The organism is Pseudomonas ficuserectae (assembly GCF_024584585.1).
Taxonomy (GTDB): Bacteria; Pseudomonadota; Gammaproteobacteria; order Pseudomonadales; family Pseudomonadaceae; genus Aquipseudomonas; species Aquipseudomonas amygdali.
This window is the reverse complement of record NZ_CP085684.1, coordinates 2,640,026-2,660,883: the sequence shown is the minus strand read 5'-3', so window position 1 is coordinate 2,660,883 and position 20,858 is coordinate 2,640,026. Positions and strand designations below refer to the sequence as shown.

General features: G+C 58.0%; 19 protein-coding genes, 1 tRNA gene and 1 pseudogene. 11 read left to right on the top strand and 10 right to left on the bottom strand.

The window, feature by feature from the left end; translation table 11 throughout:
* Positions 1-210: 210 nt before the first annotated feature.
* From LJU29_RS11675 to LJU29_RS11660, 4 genes are read right to left on the bottom strand one after another with little or no spacing between them, the layout of a single operon-like run.
* The gene (locus LJU29_RS11675; RefSeq protein ID WP_122322736.1) at positions 211-1,047 is read right to left on the bottom strand and encodes a sugar phosphate isomerase/epimerase family protein; all 837 of its coding nucleotides are present in this window, start codon (positions 1,045-1,047) and stop codon (positions 211-213) included.
* Positions 1,048-1,054: 7 nt separating this feature from the next.
* On the bottom strand, positions 1,055-2,287 hold the full coding sequence (locus tag LJU29_RS11670) for an NAD(P)/FAD-dependent oxidoreductase (RefSeq protein ID WP_257112406.1): 1,233 nt from the start codon (positions 2,285-2,287) through the stop codon (positions 1,055-1,057).
* A gap of 18 nt (positions 2,288-2,305) precedes the next feature.
* Entirely contained in the window at positions 2,306-2,626 is a 321-nt protein-coding gene (locus LJU29_RS11665) for a MocE family 2Fe-2S type ferredoxin (RefSeq protein WP_003376651.1), read from the bottom strand.
* 36 nt (positions 2,627-2,662) lie between these two features.
* Entirely contained in the window at positions 2,663-3,754 is a 1,092-nt protein-coding gene (locus LJU29_RS11660) for a fatty acid desaturase family protein (RefSeq protein ID WP_257112403.1), read from the bottom strand.
* Between the two features lie 121 nt (positions 3,755-3,875).
* On the opposite strand from LJU29_RS11660, the pseudogene LJU29_RS11655 reads away from it, so the two are divergent.
* A pseudogene (locus LJU29_RS11655) lies at positions 3,876-4,976 on the top strand (LacI family DNA-binding transcriptional regulator).
* Positions 4,977-4,982: 6 nt separating this feature from the next.
* Here LJU29_RS11655 and LJU29_RS11650 read toward each other — a convergent pair.
* On the bottom strand, positions 4,983-6,977 hold the full coding sequence (locus LJU29_RS11650) for a sigma-54 interaction domain-containing protein (RefSeq protein WP_057423228.1): 1,995 nt from the start codon (positions 6,975-6,977) through the stop codon (positions 4,983-4,985).
* A gap of 193 nt (positions 6,978-7,170) precedes the next feature.
* Here LJU29_RS11650 and LJU29_RS11645 point away from each other — a divergent pair, with 193 nt between their 5' ends.
* From LJU29_RS11645 to LJU29_RS11630, 4 genes are all read left to right on the top strand, one after another.
* The gene (locus tag LJU29_RS11645; protein ID WP_257112402.1) at positions 7,171-8,193 is read left to right on the top strand and encodes a Gfo/Idh/MocA family oxidoreductase; all 1,023 of its coding nucleotides are present in this window, start codon (positions 7,171-7,173) and stop codon (positions 8,191-8,193) included.
* Positions 8,190-8,978: a TIM barrel protein gene (locus LJU29_RS11640; protein ID WP_257112401.1), complete on the top strand. Its 789-nt coding sequence runs from the start codon at positions 8,190-8,192 to the stop codon at positions 8,976-8,978. The genes LJU29_RS11645 and LJU29_RS11640 overlap by 4 nt, the downstream gene beginning before the upstream one ends.
* 92 nt (positions 8,979-9,070) lie before the next feature.
* Entirely contained in the window at positions 9,071-9,997 is a 927-nt protein-coding gene (locus tag LJU29_RS11635) for a sugar ABC transporter substrate-binding protein (RefSeq protein ID WP_257112399.1), read from the top strand.
* 47 nt (positions 9,998-10,044) lie between these two features.
* A complete protein-coding gene (locus LJU29_RS11630; RefSeq protein WP_005756266.1) occupies positions 10,045-10,167 on the top strand; it encodes a hypothetical protein in 123 nt (40 codons plus the stop codon).
* A 314-nt stretch (positions 10,168-10,481) separates the two neighbouring features.
* On the opposite strand, the gene LJU29_RS11625 is transcribed toward LJU29_RS11630, so the two are convergent.
* The 5 genes from LJU29_RS11625 to LJU29_RS11605 form a co-directional block, all read right to left on the bottom strand.
* Positions 10,482-10,557 (bottom strand) — tRNA-Gly (locus LJU29_RS11625).
* Positions 10,558-10,623: 66 nt separating this feature from the next.
* A complete protein-coding gene (gene pgsA, locus LJU29_RS11620) occupies positions 10,624-11,184 on the bottom strand; it encodes a CDP-diacylglycerol--glycerol-3-phosphate 3-phosphatidyltransferase (protein WP_002553346.1) in 561 nt (186 codons plus the stop codon).
* Positions 11,185-11,216: 32 nt separating this feature from the next.
* Entirely contained in the window at positions 11,217-13,040 is a 1,824-nt protein-coding gene (uvrC, locus tag LJU29_RS11615; RefSeq protein ID WP_005732030.1) for an excinuclease ABC subunit UvrC, read from the bottom strand.
* 2 nt (positions 13,041-13,042) lie between these two features.
* Complete coding sequence (gacA, locus tag LJU29_RS11610; RefSeq protein ID WP_002553344.1) at positions 13,043-13,687, bottom strand: response regulator transcription factor GacA; 645 nt, start codon at positions 13,685-13,687, stop codon at positions 13,043-13,045.
* Positions 13,688-13,866: 179 nt separating this feature from the next.
* Positions 13,867-14,160: a helix-turn-helix domain-containing protein gene (locus LJU29_RS11605; protein WP_005746418.1), complete on the bottom strand. Its 294-nt coding sequence runs from the start codon at positions 14,158-14,160 to the stop codon at positions 13,867-13,869.
* Positions 14,161-14,289: 129 nt separating this feature from the next.
* Here LJU29_RS11605 and LJU29_RS11600 point away from each other — a divergent pair, with 129 nt between their 5' ends.
* The 6 genes from LJU29_RS11600 (at position 14,290) to LJU29_RS11575 (ending at position 20,858) form a co-directional block, all read left to right on the top strand.
* Positions 14,290-14,526 carry a DNA-binding protein gene (locus tag LJU29_RS11600; RefSeq protein WP_002553342.1) on the top strand — a complete coding sequence of 79 codons (237 nt, stop codon included), beginning with the start codon at positions 14,290-14,292 and terminating at the stop codon, positions 14,524-14,526.
* Between the two features lie 707 nt (positions 14,527-15,233).
* Entirely contained in the window at positions 15,234-16,316 is a 1,083-nt protein-coding gene (locus LJU29_RS11595; protein WP_057424192.1) for a 3-deoxy-7-phosphoheptulonate synthase, read from the top strand.
* An 81-nt stretch (positions 16,317-16,397) separates the two neighbouring features.
* Entirely contained in the window at positions 16,398-16,679 is a 282-nt protein-coding gene (locus LJU29_RS11590) for a peptidylprolyl isomerase (RefSeq protein ID WP_002553340.1), read from the top strand.
* A 223-nt stretch (positions 16,680-16,902) separates the two neighbouring features.
* Entirely contained in the window at positions 16,903-18,771 is a 1,869-nt protein-coding gene (locus LJU29_RS11585) for an extracellular solute-binding protein (RefSeq protein ID WP_257112392.1), read from the top strand.
* A complete protein-coding gene (locus tag LJU29_RS11580; RefSeq protein WP_005747402.1) occupies positions 18,772-19,836 on the top strand; it encodes a microcin C ABC transporter permease YejB in 1,065 nt (354 codons plus the stop codon).
* Entirely contained in the window at positions 19,836-20,858 is a 1,023-nt protein-coding gene (locus LJU29_RS11575) for an ABC transporter permease (RefSeq protein ID WP_257112716.1), read from the top strand. The genes LJU29_RS11580 and LJU29_RS11575 overlap by 1 nt, the downstream gene beginning before the upstream one ends.

Genomic DNA, 20,858 nt, shown 5'->3' with positions numbered 1-20,858 from the left:
GCACGGCATTTAATCGATCATCATCAGACTGCTCTGCGAGGCGCTGCCGGACTGTTCTGGATGTGTGTCAGTCTGCAATGAACTGCGAGACCACCAAAACTGTACCGACGCGTATAGTTTTAAACCGTTGGCGATGGGTCGTCAACCTAAAATGTACACATCGGTATGCTTTTGAAGAGTTCACTATTCGCATCAAGAGGGCTGAACCCGTCAGACCCTTGAACGGCAATCATTCCAGATTCCGCGAATCAGATCCTTGAGTAACAGTGCCTCGCTCCAGCGATCTGAAATTTCGCGCCCGTCACTCCCTGTGATTGCATACGGGGGTGGGCCCAGCTCGCACGTGAAAGACAGGCTGGCTGGTTTATTCGGTCGAGCCAGCCAATCTTCGATACCGTAACGCCACCAGGCTGAAAACCGCTCAAGCCAGGGGCGGTGTTGTGCAAAGCTCAAAGGCACCTGCACTTGTTCACTATTGGCTATGCGGCCGTGAAAGCCCCAACTATGGCGCAAGATGCTGTGAATGTGCTCGTCGTCCTCGGCCGTCGCCGACTCGGGCAACTCCCGACCTACCACGTAGTGGGACAAATCAGCCAACAGTTTGAGGTCCGGCATCTGCGCCAGCACGTGGAGGGTAAATAACAGATCACTGGTAAGGCGGTAACGGTGAGTTTCCAGCAGAACCGGAAAGTCCACCTGCTCGGCCAGACGCTGCCAACCCTCGATCAACGTAATTGCCTGGGCCAGCGTCCGCGGACGTGCATCGGCCTGCAGAGTCAGGTGATGACAACCGTAGCGGCAAGCAACTTCAAGCGCCCTGTCCAGATCGGCCACTGTCTGTGGGAATAGCTGACCTTCAATCTGTAAGCCACGGGCCTCTGCGGCGGCATGCAGCCGCATGACATCGGGGGCATGCCAGTAATGGTCGGTGATCCCGTCAAAGCCGGCGGCGGCAATTCTGTCCAGTTGCGCCTCAATGGGAAGGTCACACTGGCCACGATGGTCCTGCATGGCCCATAGCGACTGAAATACCAGAAATGTGTCCATGTCAGAGTCAGAGCCTCAGCAGTTGTTTGAGCGAACACTCGGGGTCGTTGAGCATGGTGACGCTCAGCGGAGTTCGGGCAACGATCAGGTGCTCACACAGCTTGATATCTTTGGCAACGCTGTTGCCCAGCGCCAGGCCACAGGCCCCCTGCAGTCGTTGTTGCGCATCCAGGTAGAACAGCAACCGCCCACCGCAGGCCAATGCGCGGCTGGCTGAAGGCAGGGGCTGCGTGGTTACACCGACTGTCTGCACGCTCCAGTCGTACTGATCGGACCAGAAGCCGGGCACCTCCTGGAACGGAAGATCGTACCCCAGCATATTCAATGCGCTGTGGCGCCCCTGCGCTTCGGCGTTGCGCCAGGTCTCCTGCCGCTGATATACCCCCTCGGGGTGCAGGCGATACTCACACACATCACCGGCGGCGAAGATGTCCGGGGCGCTGGTGCGCAGTCGATCGTCGACACGAATCCCTTGCCCCACGGCAAGGCCAGCCGCTACTGCAAGCTCGATGTTCGGCTGCATGCCAACGCCGACAACCACTGCGTCACAAGGCACACTCCGGCCGTCGACCAGCAGCACTGACTCGGCGCGCTCATTGCCTTGCAAGCCTTCAAGCACGACATTGAGTTGTACATCGACGCCGTGCTGCCGATGCAAATCCAGCAATGCCCGGGACACTTCTTCAGGCAAGACGCGCCCGGCCAGACGAGGGCCTGCTTCGAGCAACGTCACCTGGCAGCCTAGAGCCCGCGCCGTCGCCGCAACTTCAAGGCCAATGAACCCGGCACCGATGACCACCAGGCGTGAACCGTGGATCAAGGCACCCCGCAACGCCAATGCTTCATCGTGGGTGCGCAGGTAGAAAACATTGCTCAGGTGCCTGGGGATCTGTGCCAGGCAACGCGCCCTGCCCCCGGTCGCCAACAGCAATCGGCTGTAAGGCAACTCATCGCCGTCAGCCAACTGCAGGCGATGACCCTGCGGGTCGAGGCTCTTTACCGGGTTGTCGGTCAGATGCTCGATACCCAGCTCAGTGAGGCGCGTGTCCGCACACAGGCTGCAACCGGCCAGGTCCACGGAGCCTCGCAGCACGCCCTTGGATAAAGGTGGGCGCTCATACGGCACGTGCGGCTCGGCGCCGATCAGTATCAGTCGGCCGGCGTAACCCTGATCGCGCAAGGTCAGCGCTGCACGGCCACCTGCATGACCCGCGCCAACGATAATCAATGGAGCATTCATGGCATGCACTCCTGATTTTCAGTCACTGACCGCAAGCAAAACCCGCCCGGCTTCGACCCGTACGGCAAAGGTCTTGAGATTGACGCACACGGGTGCTCCCAGGGCTTTGCCATTGCGATAGTCGAAACGGCCGTTATGTTTAGGGCATTCGATGACGTGATCTATTACCAGCCCGTCGGCGAGGTGAATCTTTTCGTGGGTGCACAGGCCCGCCGTGGCGAAAAATTCGTTGTCGGCGGAACGGTATACGGCATAGGTATGCGGGCCGTGATCGAAGCGAATGACGTCTTCTTCATCAATTTCGCCCACGGCGCATACATCAATCCATTGATTGTTCATGGTTTTTCTCTCTCGTTCGGGAACAACCGGAAAGTGTCAGCCGGAGGTCGCTTCAGGCTGGGGACGTGCGGCGGTGGCAGGCGCTGAAGCATGTGACACCTGGCGCTTGATGAAATAGGTCGGGTCGCGGCGCTGCCTCAGGAGGGTTGGAATAATTTCCTTGAAGGCTTCGCCGAGGCTGGCATAAGGCGGCGGACAGTCGTGGCGGATCTCTTCATGAAGTTGCGCCAACGCGTGATACGGCACCATCGGGTACATATGGTGCTCAAGGTGGTAGTTCATGTTCATGTACAGAAAGCGCAGCACGCGGTTCATGTAGATAGTGCGGCAGTTGCTGCGATGATCGAGCACGTCTTCAGCCAGCCCCACATGTTGAGTAAGGCCGAACAGGTAAGACAGCCAGCCGCCATAAAGCATGGGCAAACTGACGTACATGGGGGGTAACCAGCTTTGCAGATACAGTGCCGCAGCAACCACTCCGGCATAAATGGCGAGCCAGATACGCGCGGCCAGAAACACTCTGGGCCATTCGGATACCGGGATGAAATCCTTCTCTTGCTCGCTCATGTGCGCAAAAGCATGTCGGAACACGCCGCCCATTGTTTTGATCAGCAAGGGAATCTGAAACAGGGTCAGGAACATCATCACAAGGCTCGGCGGCCGTGGCTCGACAATTTCCGGGTCGCGACCTACCACGATAGTGTCGGTATGATGCCGCGCATGGCTCCAGCGCCATACATGTGGCTCGAACATGCACATGAAACTGGCCACCTGGTACAACCCGTCATTCATCCACCGGGTCTTGAACGCGGTGCCGTGGCCAGTCTCGTGCCAGCGCGGGTTGGAGGCTGTGGCGTAAAGAACGCCGTAAGCCAGGAAGAACGGCACACATGCCCAGGAACCCCAGAACCAGTAGCCGCCAAAACCGCTGACCAGCAGCGCCAGCAACCAAATGGCAGTGTCGAGCAAGGCCGGGCCGTCGCGGCGCTGCATCAATTGTTTCATGCGTTGACGAGAGATGGGCGACTGGTACCACTCGGCAGATACCAGGCCTTTTTCCGCTGCACGGGCAGCTTCGGGGCCGGTCAGGCTATAGTCGCGCTGACAGGCTGCAGTGTCTTGAGGCATTGTTATTATTCTCCGCAAGTGTGAGGTTTCAGGAACTTTGCGTAAGAAAATATAGAGAGCACCCACCCCCCTCTCAAGGCCTTGAATACATTCACTATCAAGCTATCATCGAGCATCTGCGGTGCTTGATAGTTTTCTATCAAGCCGCTTCAAGGGCATGTCATGAATAACAATAAGCGCCCCACCATCGCGACTGTTGCCGCGCAGGCAGGCTTGAGTGTCGCGACTGTCGATCGCGTGCTCAACGCCCGCGCTCCGGTAAACCCCGCTACCGCCGAGCAGGTGCTGAAGGCCGCGGAAGCAGTGGGTTATTTCGCCGCACGGCTGATTGCGCAGCGCATTGTCGAGCAACGTCCCACTTACCGTTTCGGCATTCTGTTGCTGAACACCGCCCAGGCGTTCTATGCCAACCTCGCTCAGGCCATTGGCCAAGCCGCGCAACGTCGTATCGGGGCCAATCTGACCTGCCAGTTCGAATACGTGACTGATCGCAGCCCGGCCGCCATCGTTGCCCAACTCGAACAACTGGCGGTGCAATGTGACGGCCTGGCGGTGGTCAGCTTCGCCCACCCGCTGATCAACGCTGCTCTCGAACAGATTCGCCAGGCTGGCGTCCCGGTGATAGCGCTGCTTTCAGACATTCATGAGAAGGCCGATGAGCCTTACGTCGGTCAGGACAATTATCAGGTCGGACGCACCATGGGCTGGCTGCCGGCACGTACCTGCGGTGCTCGCAAAGGCAGCATCGGCATTCTGCTCGGCGGCCATCGCTTTCTCGGTCATCAGGCGCGGGTTGAAGGGCTACACAGTTACCTGGCAGAACATGCGCCGGGGTTACGTCCTCTGGTGCCGCTGATCAACCTCGACAACTGTGATATCACCGAAGAGGCGAGCCTGGAATTGCTGGGCAATCATGACGATCTGCGCGGGCTGTGCGTGGTGGGCGGTGGTGGGCGGTGGTGGCGACGGCATCATCAGTGCCCTCTCGCAACTGCCCAGACGTCCAGCGCTGTGCTGCATTTTGCAGGAGTCCACCGAACTGTCGCGCCTCGCACTCGCGAACGGGCTGGTTGACGTGGTGATCGACTCCCAGCCTCTTCAAATTGCCGAAGCACTGGTAAATCTGCTGATCGAGTTGCAGACCGTCAACAGCTTCGATCCGCTCAGGCACCGGGTGTATGTACCGCTACAGATCGTGACCTCGGAGAATACCGACGCCTGACCGGCGTCAGAGCCCTCGAAAATCGGCGGCGTTCAAGCCGAATCGACTCATTTTGTTGTACAGCCCGCCGCGGGAAACGTTCAGCTGTCGAGCTGCGAGGCGAATATTGCCTCGGGTGCTTTCGAGCGCCGCAATAATCGCGTGCATTTCGTGGGTGCCAAGGTCATGGGCCGCCAAAGGCACTGGCAGCCGGCCCGGCACCGCGGGGCCGCTGCGCTGCCTGATTTCAAGGGGCAGATCGGCGGGCTGGACGAGCTCACCCGTGGCCAGATTGGTCGCGCGCTCAATGCTGTTTTCCAGCTCTCGCACGTTGCCCGGCCAGCTATAAGCCACCAGCAATTCCAGGGCTTGCGCAGAAAGCCCCAGCACTGACTTGCGCAATGAACGGGCACAACGATCAAGAAAATGTTGCGCCAGCAAGGCTATGTCTTCCCGACGCATACGCAGCGGCGGTACGGTCAGGTTGAGCACGTTGAGTCGGTAATACAGATCTTCACGAAAGGCGCCTTCGGCCACTGCCTGACTCAAGTTACGGTGAGTGGCGGCAATGATGCGTACATCCACTGGTCGCGAGCTTTTCGCCCCGACCCGGGTTACTTCGCCCTCTTGCAACACCCGTAACAGGCTGACCTGCGCGTCGAAGGACATGTCGCCGATCTCATCAAGAAAGATCGTGCCGCCATCGGCCAGTTCGAACTTGCCCGCCGACCCGCCTTTAGCCGAACCCGTGAATGCGCCCTCGACATGGCCGAACAGCTCGCTTTGCACCAGGTCCCGGGGAATCGCACCGCAGTTGACCGCCACAAAAGGCCCGCTATTGCGGTCACTCGCATTATGGATCGCCTGGGCGAACAACTCCTTGCCGGTGCCGCTTTCGCCAAGAATCAAGGTGGTGGAATCGCTGCGACTGGCGATCCGCCCAAAATGCACGGCATCTGCAATCGCCCGTGAACGGCCCTGAATGGTCTCGAACGTGTAACGGGCCTGAGTGCCGATAATTCGCCGGGTGATCTCCCGAATGCGCCGATTTTCTCGCAGCGATACCACGCGCCCGCCCTGCTCCAGTGGGCATACCGAAACCAGACAGGACAACTGGCTGAAATCATGCAGTTCAAAGGTGCAGTCCAGGTCCCGCAGCCCTTCACCGATACGCGCCAGAATCTGTTCGTTCAAATCACTGCGCCCCAGACGCTGGAACGGGCTGCCCAGCAAATCCAGGCCGACCCGAAAAAGCTGCCGGGCATAGCGATTGAGCGCTTTTATACAGCCTCGTTCGTCCAGTACCACCAAACCTTCGTTGAGCACTTCGAGCACGGTTTGCTGTTCTTCCAGCAGCGCCTGCAAGGCCATTTGCCGCGAGACGGCCTCGGCCGCCGCCTGGACAGTGCCGAGCGTATGAAAATGGAACCAGCCAGGTTCTGCGGTCAGGGTCAGCATCGCCAGGGTCTTGCCTTGGGCATTGCGGATGGGCGCCGCAGCGCAATGCATCCGCCGCTGACGAAGGCCTGTACCGAAGTTTTCCTCTGCCAGTACATACACCAGGGAATCTTCAGCCAGGGCCAGCCCGGTGCAGTTGGTGCCCTGCACCGACTCCAGCAAACGCGTACCCACCGGCGTCAGATCCAGCCCGCAAAAATACAGTGTGGTGCCCTCAGCATCGGTGAGGTTGATATGGCCTCTCGGGTTATAGGCAAGCAAGCCGCGCATCACTTGAGCTGCTGCGGCAATCAAAACCCGATTGGCCGCCAGAGTAGCCGCAAGGTGTTGAGGGTCGACAAACCGGTAGTCGCTGTCTTCAGGGTTCACGCCGCCTGCGATGCTGCGTCCCCAGGAATCCCAAATAACCTTCCTGACCGTCGCCGGGCGCTCGTCAACGCCACTCAGGCGCGCCCGCCAGGCCTGCTCCAGTTCGGGTATGGGACCGCTGTTGAGTGCCACAGTCCCCAATGCGGTGAGGTATCCGAGGTCTTGCACGCTGAAGGTCGCAGACTGTGAGGACATTGATGTATCCATGTTTATATATTCAACATGTCAGTATAGACATGTCATTAAAATGAACACTTTTTGAATGGAAATTTTTAATAAACGTTTAAAATCAATAGCTTAAGTTATGGCATAGCCTTTGCTCTCCCCCTTTTGCCCGGCGCGCTTACGGCCGGGAAATAATCGAACAACAATTAAAAAGGGTTATTTCATGAGCAAAAAAATTCTCCGCCTTGGTCTGATTGGCGCCGGTCGCATGGGCCGCTTCCACGGCCAGACCGCCGCCCACCATATTCCCGGTGCCTGCCTTGCGGCCATCGCCGACCCCACTCCGGGCCAGGCGTCGCGTCTGGCCGCAGAGTTAGGGGTAGATCGGGTTTACACCGACCCTCAGCAATTGCTGGACGACCCAGACCTGGATGGCGTGCTGATCGCTGCCCCCGCGCGCAGCCACGCAGAATTGGTCATCAGCGCGGCGCGGGCCGGCAAGGGCATTTTTTGCGAGAAACCCATGGCGATCACTCTCGAGGAAGCCGACCGCGCTATCGCTGCGGCCGCCGATGCCGGCGTGCCCTTGCAAGTCGGTTTCAACCGTCGCTTCGCCAAAAGCTTTCGTACGGCTCATCTGAACGTGGTTGAGGGGCGTATAGGTACACCGCAACTGTTGCGCTCGTTAACCCGAGATCCTGCGCTGAACAATCCGGCAGCCTCGCCGCAATGGGTGATCTTTCTTCAAACGCTGATTCATGACTTCGATACCCTGCGCTACCTGAACCCCGGCGCCGAGTCAGTCAGCGTGTTCGTCATGGCTGATGCGCTGATTGCACCGGATTACAAGAACAATGGGTTTCTGGACACAGCGGTGGTGATGATCCGCTTCGACAACGGTGCCATTGCCACCGCTGAAGCCAGCTTTCAGGCTGTCTACGGTTACGACGTCCGGGGCGAGGTCTTCGGCAGTGCCGGCATGTTGACTATGGGCAACGTCAGTGAATCTGATCTGACCCGTTATCTGGCCAATGGCATACAGGCCGACTCACAACGACTGGACACCGACCTGCTGCGTGACGCCTACATCGCCGAACTCAATCATTTTGCCGACTGCCTGCGTACCGGGGCCAAACCCCTGGCCAGTGGCGAAGATGCCCGAGCGGCGCTGGCCATTGCGCGCGCCTGCATCGAGTCGTTCCAGCAAGGCCGGCCGGTAGCAGTATCACGAGGAGTCGACGCATGAGCTCCATACCGTTCACATTAGCGGTCAGCGCCGAGATGGTGTTCCTGGATTTACCCTTCACCGAGCGTGTCAGGCGTATTCACGAGCTGGGCTTCAGCGCCGAAATATGGAGCTGGGCCAATAAGGACATCGCAGCGCTGGCTGCCACAGGGGCGAATTTCACCTCCATGACCGGCTACACCCACGGCAATCTGACCGATGCCGACGCAATCCAGCACCTGCTGGACAGCGCACGCGAATCCCTCGCGGTTGCCGCCCGGCTCAATTGCCCGAGCCTGAACCTGCATGGCACGGGCCTTGACGACAAAGGTCTGCCCATCAATCCGGTGGCTCATGTCAATGGACGCATGTGGCTGAGTGCCTGCAAAACGCTGGAAAAAATCGCTCGCCTTGGCGAAGAGGCTGACCGGGTATTCTTGCTGGAAAACCTGAATACCGAGGTCGACCACCCCGGCACCCCGTTCGCTCGCGCTGAAGACACATTGGCCCTGATCGAGGCCGTGGGTAGCCCGCACCTGAAAATGAACCTGGACCTTTATCACGCGCAAATCGGCGAAGGAAACCTGATCGAACTCATCCAGCGCTCAGGCAGCGCCATAGGAGAAATCCAGGTCGCCGACGTTCCCGGTCGCCAAGAGCCCGGTACAGGTGAAATTCATTATCCCGCCATTGCCAGAGCGTTGTTCGATATGGGCTACACGGGTGTCGTCGGGCTTGAAGGCTGGGCTAGTGGCAACAGCGAAGCAGCACTGGAACGCTTCAAAAAAGCCTTCACCCTAGCTTGAGGAACACCTTGGCAAGCTCTCGTGAAAAGCGCTGGAAACGTTCATGACAGGTCTTGGTGAACGTCACACATAACAACAAAAGGAAACGTCTCATGCCCTTCTGCAAACTGTTTATCGCCGTGCTGTTACTGGTTTCCAGCCAATGGGCTGCTGCGAGCTACCGAATTGGCGTCACGATCGCCAGAGTCGACGATAACTTCATGACCTATGTGCGCAGCGGCCTGGAAGAAGCTGCCCGAAAAGAGAATGTGCAGCTCCAGTTCGAGGACGCTCAAGGCGATGTCGTTCGCCAAATCAATCAGGTTCAGGGCTTTCTCAGCCAGAAAGTGGATGCGGTCATCGTCTTGCCGGTGGACACCGCCGCCACGGCAAATATGACCCGCGCAGCGGTCGAGGCAAAGATGCCGCTTGTCTACGTCAACCGTCACCCGGATGAGCGCGTCTTGCCCAAGGGCGTTACCACCGTGGCGTCCAACGACATTGAGGCAGGACAATTGCAGATGCGCTATCTGGCAGAAAAGATGGGAGGCAAAGGTACTATCGCGCTCATCATGGATGACCTCGCGCAGAACTCGACACACGACCGCAGCGAAGGCGTCAAACAGGTGCTCAAGGACTATCCGGGCATAACGATCGTCGAGCAGCAAACAGCGGAATGGCAACGTAACAAAGGTATGGACCTGACCAGTAACTGGCTACTGGCGGGCAGAACCTTTGATGCCATCGTGGCCAATAACGACGAGATGGCCATCGGCGCCGCCATGGCGTTACAACAGGCTGGCAAAGCGAAGGGGGAAGTTGCAATTGTAGGCATTGACGGCTTGCCTGATGGCCTGGCGGCAATTAAACGTGGAATGCTGGCAGCCTCGGTGTTTCAAGACCCGAAGGCCCAGGCGACCACAGCTCTGCAATCGGCCATAAAAATGATCAAAGGCGAGCCTGTCGACGCCGAGGTCTGGGTGCCCTTCCAACTCATTACACCGGAGCAGGTAGCGGTGTTCGAGCAACATTATAAATAGTAGTCGGGAAGGCGAGTATCGAATGGAGGGATGAACGCCCTGACCAGATGAGTTTCGAAGTTCAGGGGCAACGCATGGCATGGGCTGCCAAGCCGGGTATCGACACTGGCGTAGAAGGTGTGCGCTGGGTAAAGTCTGCCAATAACGATGCCGTCTGGGTGAACTACTAAAGCACTGACTGCCGGGTTTCTTACCCGGCAGGATGGCTGCCCTGCCGGCGAATTCAACCGACGGTGGCTTCCTTGCCGAAGTCTTCGTAGGTGCGCAGCGGGTGCCCGATAATGGCCTCCAGCCGGTCTACTGTTCCTTCGACTGCTTGAGGTGGCGACGGCTATATGGCTTCGGACGCCAAAACTGCTTCAGACAATCAGAAGTACATCACAAGAAAGTAAACCCGGGATATTTACCGCAAAAACGAAAAAAGACGCCTAAGCGTCTTTTTTGTTAATCCCATATGCCTCTTGTGCATACATGGATTTATATTTGGAGCGGGAAACGAGACTCGAACTCGCGACCCCGACCTTGGCAAGGTCGTGCTCTACCAACTGAGCTATTCCCGCATTGTCTTGATGACGGGCGCTATTCTAGCGTTTCAGAAAGCTGCGTCAAGCCCTTGATTCAAAAACTTATTTTTTTTCTGCCGTAGTCTTGAGGTGCGGCCACGCGGCTCTGAGGTATTGCACCATCGACCACAGGGTCAACCCCGCTGCAACGAGCAGCAATGCGTAGCCGAGAATCACCCAGATAGTGATCGCAGGCGGGTTGCCCAGCAGAATGACCAGCGCGAGCATTTGCGCCGCCGTTTTCCATTTGCCCATATTGGAAACGGCAACCTGCGCACGCGCGCCGATTTCCGCCATCCACTCGCGGAGTGCAGAAATCACGATTTCGCGACCGATGATCACCGCTGCGGGCAGCGTCAGCCACAGATTGGCATGCGCCTGAACCAGCAGCACCAATGCCACGGCCACCATCAGTTTGTCTGCTACCGGGTCGAGAAAGGCGCCAAAAGGCGTACTTTGTTCAAGACGGCGGGCCAGATACCCGTCGAGCCAGTCGGTCGCCGCAGCGAACGCAAAGACTGCACTGGCGGCCATGTAGCTCCAGTGATAAGGCATGTAGAACAGCAAAATGAAGATCGGAATCAATAAAACGCGTAGTACGGTGATCAGATTAGGGATATTCATCGGCACAACTGGCTACGAGGTGAGCGGGCATTCTACTCGCTGTGCAGGTTTGCATAAATCGACTCTGCCAGCTTTTTACTGATTCCGGGTGCTTTTGCGATTTCATCGATGCTGGCACGGGACAATTCCTGTAATCCGCCGAAATGTTTGAGCAGGTCACGACGCCGGGTCGGCCCGACGCCTGCAACGCCCTCAAGGGTCGAGGTGCGCCGGGTCTTGCCGCGCCGCGCGCGGTGACCGGTGATTGCGAAACGGTGGGCCTCGTCGCGAATCTGCTGGATAAGGTGCAACGCTGGAGAATCGCCGGGCAGCGTGAATTCATGTGCTGCGTCGTTCAGGTAAAGGGTTTCAAAGCCTGCCTTGCGCGTGGTGCCCTTGGCGACACCGAGCAGAATCAGATCGGGCACCTGCAATTCATTGAGCACATCACGGGCCATGGACATCTGGCCCTTGCCGCCGTCCACCAGCAGCACGTCAGGCAGCTTACCCTCCCCGGCCTTGATGCGACTGTAACGTCGGGTCAAGGCCTGGTGCATGGCGGCATAGTCGTCGCCTGCCGTCACGCCTTCGATATTGAAACGCCGGTAATCGGACTTGATCGGGCCTTCCGGACCGAACACCACACAGGACGCTACGGTCGCCTCACCACTGGAGTGGCTGATGTCGTAGCATTCGAGGCGCATTGGCGGATCTTCAAGCCCCAGCACCTTGGCCAGCGCTTCGAACCGCGACGCAACATGCTGACGGTTGGCCAGCCGCGCAGTCAGTGCCTGCTCGGCATTGGTGACCGCCATTTGCTGCCAGCGCGCCCGGGTGCCGCGCACGCGATGACTGATAACCATCTCGACACCGCGCAGTTCTTCGACGGCGTCGACGAACGCAGGGAAATCGTCGTTGATGACATTGACGATGACTTCGCCCGGCAGCTCACGGTCGATGCCGCCGAGGAAATACTGAGCCAGGAATGCCGACATCACTTCGCCGACCTCCTCTTCTATGCCGACCTGCGGGAAGAAGTTCTTGCTGCCCAGCACCCGCCCGCCCCGCACGCTGATCAGGTGCACGCAGGCACCGCCAGGGTTGACGAACGCGGCGACCACATCGACATCGCCGGTACCGCCGTCCATGCTTTGCTGATCCTGGACGCGGCGCAACAAGGCGACCTGATCGCGCAACTCGGCTGCGCGTTCGAAGTCGAGCGCCATCGCGGCTTTTTCCATGGAGGCGTTCAGTTCGTCACTCAGGGCATTGCTGCGTCCCTCGAGAAACATCACCGAGTGACGTACGTCTTCGGCGTACACCTCAGGCTCGACCAGACCGACGCATGGCCCTTTGCAGCGCTTGATCTGGTATTGCAGGCAAGGACGCGTGCGGTTCTTGAAGTAGCTGTCCTCGCACTGCCGCACCTGAAAGGTCTTCTGCAGCAGGCTAAGGCTCTCGCGAATCGCGCCGGCACTCGGGTAAGGCCCGAAATAACGGCCCTTGGCCTTTTTAGCTCCCCGATGAATACTCAGTCGCGGGTAGTTACCATCGGACAGAAACACATAGGGATAGGACTTATCGTCACGCAGCAGAATGTTGTAGGGCGGCCGCCACTCCTTGATGAGGGTCTGCTCCAGCAACAGCGCTTCAGTTTCGTTGCCCGTGATGGTCGTTTCAATCTGGGCGATGCGCGACACCAGCGCTCCGGTCTTGGGCGCGTGTCCGGTTTTGCGAAAATAGCTGGCAAGACGCTTCTTGAGGTTCTTGGCCTTGCCGACGTAAAGCAGTGTGGCTTCGGCGTCGAACATACGGTAGACGCCGGGACGACCGCTACAGGTCGCGAGAAATGCACTTGGATCGAAAGTCTGGGTCATGTTCAGGCGCTGGCATCAACCATGCCGTGACGTACAGCGAGCAAAGCCAGTTCAACATCACTGCTGATCGAGAGCTTTTCAAAGATACGGTATCGGTAGGTATTAACGGTTTTCGGTGACAGGCACAGCTTGTCCGAGATGGTCTGAACTTTCTGGCAGCCGACGATCATCAGGGCAATCTGGATTTCACGCTCGGAAAGCAGATCGAACGGCGAATTGTTGACCTGCGGTTGAAACGACTTCAATGCCAATTGCTGGGCAATCTGCGGGCTGATGTAACGCTGACCGGCAAACACCAGGCGAATGGCCTGGACCATTTCGGCAAGCCCCGCACCCTTGGTCATGTACCCGGCAGCACCTGCCTGCAGCAAACGGGTCGGAAACGGGTCTTCTTCACAGACAGTGACTGCGACGACCTTGATATCAGGGTGGCTGCGCAGCATCTTGCGCGTCGCCTCCAGCCCACCGATGCCCGGCATCTTGACGTCCATGAGTACAACGTCAGGCTTGAGCTCGCGCGCCTTCTTCAGTGATTCCTCGCCGGAATCAGCCTGCCCGACAACCTGCAGACCGTCTATGTCGGCCAGCATGCGTGTGATGCCTGTCCGGACAAGATCATGGTCATCGACAACTAGCACCTTAATCAAGCAGACACCTCGCGCAACGGTCATAACGAATGCCAATCACCATAACAAAAACAATGAGTCAGACCTAGCACTGCGAACTCAGACTCTCGACAACTTGACGGTGGGTGCTTCGAGAACGACGAAAAAAACCCCACAGGCCGCAGGAAAGCAGGCTGCATGTCCGCCTCGCAATGCTTACCCTAAGGAAGCTTTTCAGGAGCGGAAAGCTCGGCAATGGTCGTCGTCAAACGCCTGATCGCATCCTGATCATCCTTGGCCAACACCCGGTAATTACCCAGAATCTTTTCTTCGATCACACTGAGGTTGTCAATCGGCACCGGCGTGCGCGCTCCCGTCAGCACATAGAGCACATCCACACCTTTGGCCGCCACCGCAGCCAGGTAATCGGCCTTGGGCGCACGATCACCATTTTCATACTTTCCCTGGGCGTTAGCCTCAACTCCCCCTATTTCACCGAAGGTACGCTGAGACATGCTCAGACGCTCTCGTTCTTTTCTCAGCCGACAACCGATTCCACTCATTTGAATCTATGATCCTGTTAAAGCCATCCTAACGAATGTTAGAATCCCGCGGAATTGAATAGATTTGAACGGTTTTGAACTATGCCCGGAATACGCACCGCCGCACAAGCCAAGGCCTGGCTCGAACAACAGGGAAAATCTGTTCAGGAATTCGCTCGGGAAAACAGCATTGATCCGGCGACAACTTACCAGGTGCTGGCGGGCCGCAAGAAAGGCAGGCGCGGTGAAGCGCATAAGGTAGCCGTATTGCTGGGCATGAAGATCGGGACCATCCCGAACATGCAAACCCCGCAGGAAGAAGTAATGGGTGAAGAGTAGCTGATCCTCCCGGAGACTGCAGGCGCAATATAATATGTAGAAGCCTAGCCGCACCATAGCCTGCCGCCAGGTAACTGTCATCAGCCGTTGAGCGGTTTACCCCTCGCCCTCTGGACCACCACGTCAATGCTCGTAGCCATTGATAATCCTGGTGATTGAATTTTCCAATTGAATGCGCCGCCGCTCCTGAAGTAAGCTTCGGAGCAATCAACGGAGACCCACCATGCTGCAATCCACTTCATCACTGCTTAAAGCGGCTACCGGCATTTCCTGCCGTGCATGCGCTGTGGCTGTGCGGGTTGCCTCGGTGAATGCTCCTGTTCAGCTCAACTCTTATTATGGGTATTGGTTTAGCCACTGGCGCGCCTGATACCTATCCGGCGCCCACTTCAAGGGGACGCCAACCAGAGAATTCTCTACCCCCGGTCGGCTTCCCGACCGGGGGTTTTGTTTTTTCAGGGCCAGGTATTTTCAACCCTTCATAAATATCACGCTGCACATTGAGGACTACGACATGAACTACGCCACTTATTACCGCAACGACATCGACTTCGCCTGGCGATTTAGCCATCTCCGTTCGGGACAGCCTGCCGCCTCCGTTCGGTCACTGCCAGGTGGCAACCACAAACGCCCGGCCAATACGGCCCTTTGTCGAACACCCCAGTAGGTCTGCGCGGTACTGCACCGCCAGCCCAGGAAGCCAGAATATGAATTCGTCCGTTGCCGTAAAACCGTCCGACCTGTCCAGCCATGCCGTTGCTCTGGCAGACAACAGCCCCTCCTCAAAACGTCTGCCCGGCACGCTTGAACTGAAAATGCGCCTGCCACTGAATGCAGCGCTGACCGAACAGGTTGCTGCCCATCGCCGCGCCGTACGCGCCATCCTTGAAGGTGAAGACTCGCGACTGCTCGTTATCGTGGGTCCCTGCTCGATCCATGACCCGCAATCTGCTCGTGAATATGCCGAGCGACTGGCCGGCCTTGCGGCACAAGTCAGTGATCAGATGCTGCTGGTGATGCGCGCCTACGTCGAAAAACCGCGCACGACAGTGGGCTGGAAAGGCCTGGCGTACGATCCCCATCTGGACGGCAGTGACGATATGGCTGAAGGCCTGGCGCTGTCGCGACAATTGATGCGTGACATGCTGCAAATGGGCCTGCCGATTGCCACCGAGATACTGCAACCCATGGCCGCGGGCTATTTCGATGACCTGCTCAGTTGGGTCGCGATCGGCGCACGTACCACCGAGTCGCAAATCCATCGGGAAATGGCCAGCGGGCTGCCCATGGCAGTCGGCTTCAAGAATGGCACTGACGGTGGCGTCGCGGTGGCCAGCGATGCAATGCGTTCAGCGGCGCATCCGCATCGCCACTTCGGCATGGACGGTCACGGTCATCCGGCAATCATCCAGACGCAGGGCAATCCGGACACTCACATTGTGCTGCGCGGCGGCCACAGCGGCCCCAACTACGATGGCCAGAGTGTCGCTCGGGTGCAGGCCAGCCTGACCAAAAACAATATCGCATCGCGAATCATGGTCGATTGCAGCCACGCCAACAGTGGCAAGGACCCGTCACGCCAGCCCCACGTCTTTAACGATGTTCTTGAACAGCGCCTGGCCGGCAATACCTCGCTGATCGGCATGATGATCGAGAGCCACTTGTTCGACGGCTGCCAGGCATTGGGCGGGACGCTGCAGTACGGCGTTTCGGTCACCGATGGCTGCCTTGGCTGGGAAGGCACCGAACAGCTATTGCGTTGCGCGGTTGACCGTCTGCGTTACAGATAAACAGAGCGAAGGAACTTTGTCGGGAAATACCGCACTGAATCCGGTAGGCTGTTTCTTTTTTTTCACAGGAGATTATTCCCCATGGCTAAAGCCACTGCCCGCCACATCCTTGTTTCGAGCGAAGAAAAATGCAACGAACTCAAGGCTCAGATCGAAGGCGGCGCTGATTTCGCTGAAATCGCCAAGGCCAACTCCAGCTGCCCATCCAGCCGTCAGGGCGGTGATCTGGGTTCGTTCGGTCCAGGCCAGATGGTCAAGGAATTCGACACTGTCGTATTCAGTGCTCCGGTGAACACCGTTCAGGGTCCGGTAAAGACTCAGTTCGGTTACCACCTGCTGGAAGTGACCAGCCGCCAGGACTGATCCTGCTGCGCTGAGTACCAGACGGCTCATCTTCGGATGGGCCGTTTTTGCAGGTGGCCGTTAATACCGTTGCCTGCTCGTAGCGGCTTGGCGAAGCGACCATTTGTCTGTAGAAGATACCGCGACGCAGGTGCATGAGCGCTGCCGGGATTTCGCCATACCTTTACAGTCAGTCGCCTTTAACCCTGACATTCGCTTGCGAACGTCAGTCAGGATTCGAGTCATGCGTTTTGTTTTTCCATCATTGCTCGCCTTGACGCTGACCTTCGTTGGCGTTGTTCAATCGCTGTCTGCAGCACCACAACACGCACTGACCGTTTACGGCGAGGCCCCGCGCTACCCTGCCGACTTCAAACATTTCGATTATGTGAACCCGGACGCCCCGAATGGCGGCAGCATGCGCCGCTCGGCCATTGAAATAGGTCAGTTCGATCACTTGATGCCGTTTACCGACAAAGGTATGGGGGTTTCGCAGATCAATGGCCTGCTCTATGCCCCGCTGGCCATACGCTCTATGGATGAGCCTTATACGGTCTACGGACTTGTCGCCGAGAAAATGGAGCGTGGTGCAGACGGCCTTTCCTTGCGCTTTTACCTCAACCCGAAGGCGCGTTTCGCGGATGGCACCCCGATTACCGCCGACGACGTCAAGTACACCTACGAACTGCTGATGACCCAAGGCAACATGCAATACCGGACCCAGTTTGAGGCGGTCAAAGGCCTGGAAGTCGAATCCCCCTTGCAGATCCGTTTCGACTTCAAGCACAGCGACAGCCGCACCCTGCCCCTGGACCTCGCTTCACTGCCGGTATTCCCGGAGCACTGGTGGAAATCCCGCGACTTCGCCAGTGGCGCGGGGTTTGAAGTTCCTCCGGGCAGCGGGCCTTACACCATCAGCCATGTCGACCCGGGGCGCACCGTCACGTTTCAACGTGACCCAGGCTGGTGGGGCAAAGACCTGCCGGTCAGCAAAGGCCTGTACAACTTCGACACCTTCAGCATCGAGTATTTCGGCGACATTGACGTGGCACGCACGGTTCTCAAGGGCGGGGCCTACGACTACAACCGCGAGTTTTCAGCGACCGGCTATTCAATTCGCTATGACGGCCCGGCACTCAGTGACGGTCGCTTGCAGAAGCCCCAACTGGCCAAGGGCGCGGTGCAAAGCTCACAGGGCTTCGTATTCAACCTGAGCCGACCGATGTTCCAGGACCGCCGCGTGCGCCAGGCGCTGTCGCTGCTCTGGGACTTCGAATGGACCAACCGGCAGTTGATGCGCAACATGTACATTCGCCAGGACAGCTTCTTCTCCAACTCGGAGCTGGCTGCCAGCGAATTGCCTACTCCCGCCGAACTGAAAATCCTTGAGCCGCTGCGTGGCAGGGTCCCCGAACAGGTGTTCGACAGCGTGTTCAAGACGCCAAAAACCGATGGCACAGGCTTCATTCGCGACAAGCAACTGCAAGCACTGGCGCTGATGAAAGAGGCTGGCTGGACGCCACAGGGCGACCAACTGGTTAACGCAAAGGGCGAACCCTTCAGCTTTACGTTTCTCAACGCACAGAATGGTTTCGAGCGGATGCTGCTGCCCTACAAACGCACGCTGGCGCAGATCGGCATTCATTTTGATATTCGTCGCATCGATTCCGCGCAATACCTCAACCGGGTAATGGCCCGCGATTACGACATGATTGTCACCGGCTACCCGGTATCTACCTCGCCCGGGGCCGAGTTATACAACAGCTTTGGTTCGAAAGTAGCGATGGACCCAGGTTCCAGCAATTACATGGCACTTCAGGACCCCGCCGTAGACACCCTGATTGCAGGCCTGCTCAAGGCCGACAACAAGCAGGCCATGACCGACTATGCACATTGCCTGGACCGGGTACTACAGTGGAACTACTACTGGATTCCCAACTATTACCCGCCAGGCTCCTCCACCGTCTGGTGGAACCGTTTCGGCATTCCGAAAATCCAGGCCAGCAACAATGAAGCCATCGAAACATGGTGGGAAATCAGCCCGACGCCATTGACCAATGAGCAGTTCGCTGAAAAACGCGGTGCTTCAGCCATCGTTTCGGAGATGCACTGAATGCTCGGCTATATTTTGCGTCGCCTGCTGCTGATCATCCCTACTCTGCTGTGCATTTTGCTGGTCAACTTTTTCATCGTGCAGGCCGCGCCGGGCGGCCCTGTCGAACAGGCTATTGCGCGCTTGCAGGGAATTGGCGGTGCGGCCGTGGGCGCGGGGGCGAGCGAATCGGCCGATGCCGGACACTCCCGAGCGTCCCGAGGACTGGACCCGGTACTGATCAAACAGATCGAACATCAATACGGTTTCGACAAGCCCTTGCATGAGCGGCTCTGGCTGATGCTGAAGAGTTACGCCCGACTGGATTTCGGCAACAGCTTCTTTCGCGGTGCCACGGTGACCGACCTTATTCTGCAAAAAATGCCGGTCTCCATATCATTGGGCCTCTGGGCGACGTTGCTGACATACCTGGTATCCATCCCGCTGGGTATTCGCAAAGCGGTCAAACATGGCAGTCAGTTCGATATCTGGAGCAGCACCGCGATCATCATCGGTTACGCCACGCCAGCCTTCCTGTTCGCCATGCTGCTGGTGGTGGTGTTCTGCGGTGGCACGTCACTGAACTGGTTTCCGGTGCGCGGGCTGGTCTCGGACAACTTCGAGCAACTGACCACCGTCGGCAAGATCGCTGACTATTTCTGGCATTTGGTGCTGCCTGTTTCAGCGCTGGTGATCGGCGGTTTTGCCACACTGACCCTGCTGACCAAACATTCCTTTCTCAACGAAATAACCCGTCAGTATGTGACTACCGCCCGCGCCAAGGGTATGAGCGAGCGGCGCGTGCTCTATGGCCATGTGTTTCGCAATGCCATGTTGCTGGTTGTGTCGGGTATTCCGCAGGCGTTCATCAGCGTGTTCTTTGCCGGTTCGCTACTGATCGAAGTGATCTTCTCGCTGGATGGCCTGGGCCGCATGAGCTATGAAGCGGCCGTTTCGCGGGATTATCCGGTGGTGTTCGGCTCGCTGTTCATCTTTACCGTCTTCGGCCTGCTGATAAAACTGATTGGCGATGTCTGCTACACGCTGGTTGACCCCCGAATCGACTTCAGCGCGAGGAATGCATGATGCGTAGCCTCTCGCCGCTGGCCCGTCGCCGTCTCGAGCGCTTTCGCAGCAATCGCCGGGGTTGGTGGTCACTGTGGCTGTTCTGCGCGCTGTTTGCCCTGACTCTGGGCGGTGAGCTGATCGCCAATGACAAACCGCTGATGGTCAGTTACCAGCACTCGCTCTACTTTCCGGTATTCAAACGCTACACCGAGCAGCAGTTTGGCGGCGAGCTGCCCTTCCAGCCGGATTACCGCAGTGAATGTGTGCGCCAGCTGATTACCAAGGGCGACGGCTGGATGCTGTTTCCGCCAGTCCCGTTCAGTGACGACACACCTAACTATGAGCTGACGACACCAGCGCCTAGCCCACCCTCTGCAAGCAACTGGCTGGGTACAGACGATCAGGCGCGCGATGTACTGGCTCGAGTGATTTTCGGTGCACGTATTTCAATTCTATTTGCCCTGGTGCTGACCTTCATCAGTGCATTGATCGGCATCTCTGCCGGCGCGCTGCAAGGCTATTACGGCGGCTGGGTAGACTTGCTCGGTCAACGTCTGCTGGAGGTCTGGTCCGGCTTGCCGGTGCTGTACCTGCTGATCATCCTGTCAGGCTTCGTCGAACCCGATTTCTGGTGGCTGCTGGGCATCATGGCGCTGTTTTCCTGGCTGACGCTGGTTGATGTCGTGCGCGCCGAGTTCCTCCGTGGCCGCAACCTGGAGTACGTCAAGGCAGCGCGCGCACTGGGCCTGGGGGACCGGAAGATAATCATGCGTCACATCCTGCCCAACGCGATGACTGCGACGCTGAGCTATCTGCCGTTCATCCTCACCGGTGCCATTTCGACCCTGACCGCTCTGGATTTCCTGGGCTTCGGCATGCCAGCGGGCAGCGCGTCACTGGGCGAACTGATCGCCCAGGGCAAGCAGAACCTGCAAGCGCCCTGGCTGGGCCTGACAGCGTTCTTTGCCCTCGCGTTGATCCTGACGCTGCTGGTATTCATAGGCGAGGCGCTGCGTGATGCCTTTGACCCGAGGTCCTGA